The organism is Pseudoalteromonas sp. SG43-1 (assembly GCF_014164415.1).
Classification (GTDB): Bacteria; Pseudomonadota; Gammaproteobacteria; order Enterobacterales; family Alteromonadaceae; genus Pseudoalteromonas; species Pseudoalteromonas distincta.
On record NZ_JACJFD010000053.1, the window covers coordinates 1 to 6,333 of the forward strand.

General features: G+C 38.5%; 6 protein-coding genes and 1 tRNA gene. 2 read left to right on the forward strand and 5 right to left on the reverse strand.

Translation table 11 applies throughout. The annotated features are described in order from the left end of the window. From H5159_RS20545 to H5159_RS20560, 4 genes are all read right to left on the reverse strand, one after another. The coding region (locus H5159_RS20545; protein WP_182780950.1) for a translation initiation factor IF-2 associated domain-containing protein at nucleotides 1–516 on the reverse strand (516 nt) is incomplete at its 3' end. 25 nt (nucleotides 517–541) lie between these two features. Continuing rightward, entirely contained in the window at nucleotides 542–2,041 is a 1,500-nt protein-coding gene (gene nusA / locus H5159_RS20550; protein WP_002958483.1) for a transcription termination factor NusA, read from the reverse strand. Nucleotides 2,042–2,080: 39 nt separating this feature from the next. Next, nucleotides 2,081–2,536: a ribosome maturation factor RimP gene (gene rimP / locus H5159_RS20555; protein ID WP_182780951.1), complete on the reverse strand. Its 456-nt coding sequence runs from the start codon at nucleotides 2,534–2,536 to the stop codon at nucleotides 2,081–2,083. 281 nt (nucleotides 2,537–2,817) lie between these two features. Continuing rightward, nucleotides 2,818–2,894: transfer RNA gene (locus H5159_RS20560), tRNA-Met, on the reverse strand. Nucleotides 2,895–3,329: 435 nt separating this feature from the next. Between H5159_RS20560 and H5159_RS20565 the strand changes: the two genes are divergently transcribed. After that, nucleotides 3,330–3,791 (forward strand): globin domain-containing protein, encoded by a 462-nt coding sequence (locus tag H5159_RS20565; RefSeq protein ID WP_002958480.1) that lies wholly within the window; start codon nucleotides 3,330–3,332, stop codon nucleotides 3,789–3,791. 312 nt (nucleotides 3,792–4,103) lie between these two features. Next, nucleotides 4,104–5,660 (forward strand): cryptochrome/photolyase family protein, encoded by a 1,557-nt coding sequence (locus tag H5159_RS20570; protein ID WP_182780952.1) that lies wholly within the window; start codon nucleotides 4,104–4,106, stop codon nucleotides 5,658–5,660. A gap of 60 nt (nucleotides 5,661–5,720) precedes the next feature. On the opposite strand, the gene H5159_RS20575 is transcribed toward H5159_RS20570, so the two are convergent. Next, on the reverse strand, nucleotides 5,721–6,167 hold the full coding sequence (locus tag H5159_RS20575; protein WP_024595972.1) for an Hsp20 family protein: 447 nt from the start codon (nucleotides 6,165–6,167) through the stop codon (nucleotides 5,721–5,723). Nucleotides 6,168–6,333: the final 166 nt, after the last annotated feature.

Genomic DNA, 6,333 nt, shown 5'->3' on the forward strand with positions numbered 1-6,333 from the left:
CTCTGGGGTCATCTGCTTTTGTTTCGCTTTACGCTCTGCATCAGCTTTGCGTTTAGCTTCTTCTTTAGCTTTACGGTCAGCTTCTTCTTTCGCTTTACGTTCTGCCTCTTGTTTCGCTTTTAATTCTGCGGCTTCTTGTTCAGCTTTTTGTTGCTGTTCAAGACGGGCTTTTTCTTCAGCGGCTAAGCGTGCTTGCTCTTGTTCTTGCTCCATTGCGCTTTTCTTCACGTAGGTACGTGTTTTACGAACTTCAACTTGAACATCTTTAGCTTTACCCGTAGAACCAGTCACACTTAATGTGCTTTTGCTCTTACGTTGTAAAGTCATACGCGCTGGGCCATCTGAACCTGTACCACCATGATGCTTGCTTAAATGATCAAGTAACGTTGCTTTTTCAGCTTCTGTTACGTTATCAGTTGCTTGCTTAGTGATACCTGCTTGTGAAAACTGCTGTAGCAATTTATCAACAGTTGTACCTATATCGCCGGCTAGTTTTTCAACATTTACTTCTGCCATAGTGTGTAATACCTCCGTTAATAAATTACTCGTCTGCAAACCAACAAATGTTTCGTGCAGCCATAATCAGTTCACCCGCTTTTTCAGATGAAAGTTCTGTGATATCAACTAATTCGTCAATACCTTGCTCTGCCAAGTCTTCAAGTGTAACAACACCTTTGCTTGCCATAACAAATGCTAAGTGACGCTCTAAGCCTTCAAGCGCAAGTAAGTCTTCAGCTGGCTCTGCGCCATCTAAGCTTTCTTCCGTTTTAAGTGCTTTAGTTGTCAATGCATCTTTTGCGCGTGAACGCAATAAATCTACAGTCTCTTCATCAAGACCATCAATTTCTAAAAATTCAGACGCAGGTACATACGCCACTTCTTCAAGTGTCGAGAAACCTTCGTTAATAAGTAATGATGCAAACTCATCATCTATATCTAAATTTTCAGTGAATAAGTTAAGTAACTTATCAGATTCAGCTTCATTTTTGGTACGCATGTCTTCAACAGTCATTACGTTTAGTTCCCAGCCAGTTAATTGGCTTGCTAAACGAACATTCTGACCATTACGACCAATTGCTTGTGCTAGGTTATCGGCTTCTACAGCGATATCCATTGAGTGAGTGTCTTCATCCATTACGATTGAAGCAACTTCTGCTGGCGCCATTGCATTGATAACAAATTGTGCTGGGTTGTCATCGTAAAGTACGATATCAACACGTTCACCACCAAGCTCAGACGATACAGCTTGAACTCGTGCGCCACGCATACCAACACATGCACCAATTGGATCAATGCGTTTGTCGTTAGATTTAACAGCAATTTTAGCGCGTGAACCTGGATCACGTGCAGCTGCACGTAACTCAATCATCTCTTCGCCAATTTCTGGCACCTCAATGCGGAATAATTCCATTAGCATTTCAGGTTTAGAGCGCGTTACAAATAATTGTGCACCGCGTGCTTCAGGTTTAACTTCATATAAAAGACCACGGATTCGATCACCCGGGCGGAAGTTTTCACGTGGCAACATGTCATCACGGTAAATTACCGCTTCTGCGTTGTTACCTAAATCAAGTACGATTGCATCGCGAGTTGCTTTTTTAACAACACCCGTTACCAGCTCGCCTTCTTGATCTTTGTATGCTTCAACAACTAAAGCGCGCTCAGCTTCACGTACTTTTTGTACGATAACTTGCTTAGCCATTTGTGTTGTAATACGGTCAAATTTGATTGAGTCGATTTGCTCTTCAACATAATCACCCATTTGCAAATCAGGTTCTTCAACCTGTGCTGCTTCTAGAGTGATTTCGCTGTATGGGTTCTCTAAAGAACCATCTTCTAATACAGCGGCAATTTGCCAGCGACGAAACGTATCGTAATCACCGGTTTTACGGTCAATTGCTACACGTACTTCAATTTCGCCATCGTGTTTTTTCTTTGTCGCTGTCGCTAGAGCGAACTCTAGAGCTTCAAAAATCTTTTCTTTTGGAACCGCTTTCTCATTGGAAACGGCTTCAGCAACCAATAATATCTCTTTTGCCATGGGTAATGCCTCGCTTGCCCTATTCCTTCGCACTCGAATTTAAAACTTCGCGATTAAATTCGCACGTTCGATGTTACTAAGCATGATCAGATGCTCTGCACCATCGCTAGATAGTGTGATCATATCGCTGCTAACTGCTACTAAGTCGCCTTTAAAATTACGACGACCATCCTGTGGAAGTTTAGTACGCACGCGTACTTCCTCTCCTTGCGCCTGCTCGTAGTGATCTTGTTTGAATAATAGACGATCAACACCAGGAGACGATACTTCCAAATCATATTCATTTGTAATTGGGTCTTCGACGTCTAAAATCGCACTAATTTGGCGACTGGCATCCGCACAGTTATCAACTGAGATCCCATCCTCTTGAGCAATATATACTCTTAAGGTAGAATGGCGACCCGCTTGTACAAATTCAAGACCATGCAACTCAAAGCCTAACATTTCTACCGCAGGCGTTAACATGGTTACTAAATCTTGTTCAAGTTTTGTCACGAAAATCCTCCATACAAACAAAAAAAGGGCTTATAGCCCTAAAATACTGAGTTTAAATTTTAATTTGATAGCAATTGCCACAAATCGTAAGGTGCAGATACAACAACGCCCCGAACCAAGCGGGGCGTCACACCAATAAAGCATAAAACTGTGTGGCCGAGGGCCAAGCTTGGTTGCGAGTCAGTAAACTGACCTAATTAAACTACATAGCCTAAAACGCAAAACGCGCATTACTTAGAATGCGCGATATAAATTAGTAAGGTAATACCTACTAGTAGAATTGGTTGCGGGAGCCGGATTTGAACCGACGACCTTCGGGTTATGAGCCCGACGAGCTACCAGACTGCTCCATCCCGCGCCAATAGATATCAAACCTTAAATTTAATATCGCTGTTAGCTGTTATACAACACGCTAAACAATGGCCGCTATTATAAGGATGTACAGGATAATTAGCAACTATAATACGCAATTAGTTTATAAAATTTGCAATTCGTCAGGATGCTAATTTAATGTATATGTAAGTAACATAAGTAATCAGCCAACTTTATAAAATTCCCATACTTGAGTCATAAAATGTAGTAGCTTATTATTTCAGGATAAAAATCAGATAAACTGAAGTTTAATAACTCTTAAAATACGTTTTAAAGGCTCACTAATTACCAGAAAGTAAATAGATATAACAAAAAGCCATACTTTCACACTAAAAAAACGTGCAGAATTTGAACTGCCCGCTATAATCAACTTTATTCCTACTTGATAATAATAGTTATTACTCACTGCAACGAGATAAAAATGAATCAACAACAATCAGCATTATTAAATAACTTAACAATTATTAAGCCTAACTTTCATGCGTTTACGGCTAAGTTTCATAGTAAATTAGCCCAATCTAGTATTGAGATGAATTACCCGACGGCCTTACAGTTTAACGAAAAGAGCTTTACCCTCTTTTGCGTGTTAGAACGAATTGTTAAACATTTAGATAAACCAGCATCGGTAGCTCCTTTTTTAGCTCACCATTTAATGTATCTAAAAAAAAGCGGCGCTTCACACAGTGACATTGCCCTTTTATCTAACGCTTTTTACGAAACCCTTGAAGAGCACCTTGGTAAACATTTTACTACTGAGAGTCAGCTCGCTTGGAAAAAAGCGCTTAGGTACTTTGAAAGCTTTGCAAGCAATGTTCTTTTCAACGTTACCAATGTGGTTTCGTTACAACAAAGAATGCAGCAAAAGCAAAGTAATAAAATTTAGATATTCAATTGGGGGGGAGACTTAATTTACTTAATCTCCCCTTAATTAGACTCATTTTAACACCATGGTCAAAAACGCCTTGATATGCGGTTAAACTTTTTTGCCCTATTGCTAACAGCACACTGTATTGTGTTATTTACCGCCTATATTCGTTTTACTAATCTATTATTAAATTCAAGAAACAAATAATCCCCAGCATTAAAAACAGCAAACTATTGTCGTTACGCACTTATTTACTCCTATTTGCTTGTTGTAAAATATTAAAACGATCGTTTAATTAACTATGCCCGTATAAAAAAATTTGGCTTTACTATGACCCATCATAAAACACTTAGATTAATACTAGGCGATCAGCTAAACCCATCTCATTCATGGTATAAACAAAAAGACGACGACACGCTTTATCTCATCGCAGAATTAAAACAAGAAACCGACTACGTTAAGCATCACATTCAAAAACTGTGTGCTTTTTTTAATGCTATGGAAAACTTTGCGACTGCATTAAAAACGGCAGGTTTTAATGTTTTGCATTTAACACTTGACGATACCGCTGACGACAAAGATTTAATTGACTTACTCAAGCGAATTGCCGATAAATACCAATGCGAAACTATTGAATATCAATATCCTGATGAGTTTAGGCTTAAGTCTCAATTAGCTAAGTTTAAAAGTGATGGCTCATTTGATGTAATTGCCACAGATACTGAACATTTTTTATTACCGTTCACCGATATAAAAACACGCTTTACAAAAAACAAGCATGTGACAATGGAGCACTTCTATCGTGCTATGCGTAAGCAGTTTAATATATTAATTGATGATACTAAGCCAACCGGTGGCAAATGGAATTTTGACAGTAATAATCGTAATAAATTTTCCAAAGCTGACTTAGCGTGTATACCAAAACCTAAGCTATTCAATAATGATGTTAAGAACATCATTTCTCGCTTAAATAAGCACAAGATCGTTTACTTTGGCGAAATAGCCGATCAGAAACTAGAGTGGCCAACAACGCGTAAACAAGCCATTGAATCTCTCGAATACTTTTGCGAGCATTTACTTAGTTGCTTTGGTCACTTTCAAGATGCGATGACAGATCAAAGTAAAAATAATACCAGCTTGTACCATAGCCGATTATCGTTTGCCCTAAACGCAAAAATACTCCACCCGTTATATGTAATCAAACGTGTAATAAGAGAATACGAACAAAGACCAAGTGAAATATCCCTCTCGCAAGTAGAGGGCTTTACTAGGCAAATATTAGGTTGGAGAGAATATGTACGTGCCATTTATTGGATTAACATGCCCGACTACGCTGTTAAAAATCAATTACAAGCCAAAAACACACTACCATCTTATTTTTGGAACAGCTCAACAAAAATGAATTGCCTAAGCCACTCATTAAAACAAAGCCTTGAAACCGCTTATGCCCACCATATTCAACGCCTAATGGTTATTGGAAACTTTTGCATGCTTACAGGAATAAACCCTGATAACGTAGATAACTGGTACCTAGGTGTTTATATTGATGCCATAGAGTGGGTAGAGATGCCCAACACCCGAGGAATGAGCCAGTTTGCCGATGATGGAATAATTGCGACTAAACCTTATGCTGCAAGCGGTAACTACATTAATAAGATGAGCGATTACTGCAAAAGCTGTCAGTACGATGTTAAACAAAAAGTAGGTGATAAAGCTTGCCCGCTAAATAGCCTGTACTGGCATTTCATGAATAAACACAGAAACAAGCTAGAAAAGAACCCACGTATTGGTATGGTATATAAAAACTGGGATAAACAAGAAAAAACACTCCAAGAACAAACGCTGCAACAAGCAACCTACTACCTTAATAATTTAGAAGCGCTGTAAACAAAAAAGCCGCCTCGAATGAGGCGGCTAAGTAATCAGGGGAATATGTACTTTAGAAGATTATTTACCTTCTATTAGATTGCTATTACCAATTTCAATTTTACGTGGTTTTAGCGCTTCAGGGATTTCACGTTCTAAGTCAATACTTAGTAAGCCATTGGCTAAATCTGCGCCAAGTACTTTTACATGATCTCCTAACTGGAATTTACGTTCAAAGTTACGCTCAGCAATACCTTGATGAATAAATTTACGCTCTGCGTTTTCATCTTTATTTGCTTTAGTACCTGTAACTTTTAATGTGTTATTTTCTGACTCAATGGTTAATTCGTTATCGCTAAAACCGGCAACGGCCATAGTGATTCTGTATTTGTCTTTATCGAGTGCTTCTATGTTGTAAGGAGGAAAACTTGGCTGCTTATCTGTATTAGCTGCCGCATCCATAAGTGATGCTAAATGTTCGAAGCCAATAAATGAACGATAAAGTGGTGATAAGTCTACTGTACGCATAATAATATCCTCATATTTAAGCGATATTTTGCATGTGCTCTTCTATTGAACAAGCTCAAGCAAAGTTTAATTAATAGTATAAATTTCAATTGTTTAAGTTTAATTAAGGACCCATCAGGCGTCCTACTTAACTATATATGGACGGTAAAATTGTTTTCAAGAGATT

Coding starts and splice junctions, on each gene's coding strand:
- H5159_RS20570 (WP_182780952.1), top strand. CDS start 4,104: ATGACCCATCATAAAACACTTAGATTAATACTAGGCGATCAGCTAAAC.
- H5159_RS20565 (WP_002958480.1), top strand. CDS start 3,330: ATGAATCAACAACAATCAGCATTATTAAATAACTTAACAATTATTAAG.
- H5159_RS20575 (WP_024595972.1), bottom strand. CDS start 6,167: ATGCGTACAGTAGACTTATCACCACTTTATCGTTCATTTATTGGCTTC.
- nusA (WP_002958483.1), bottom strand. CDS start 2,041: ATGGCAAAAGAGATATTATTGGTTGCTGAAGCCGTTTCCAATGAGAAA.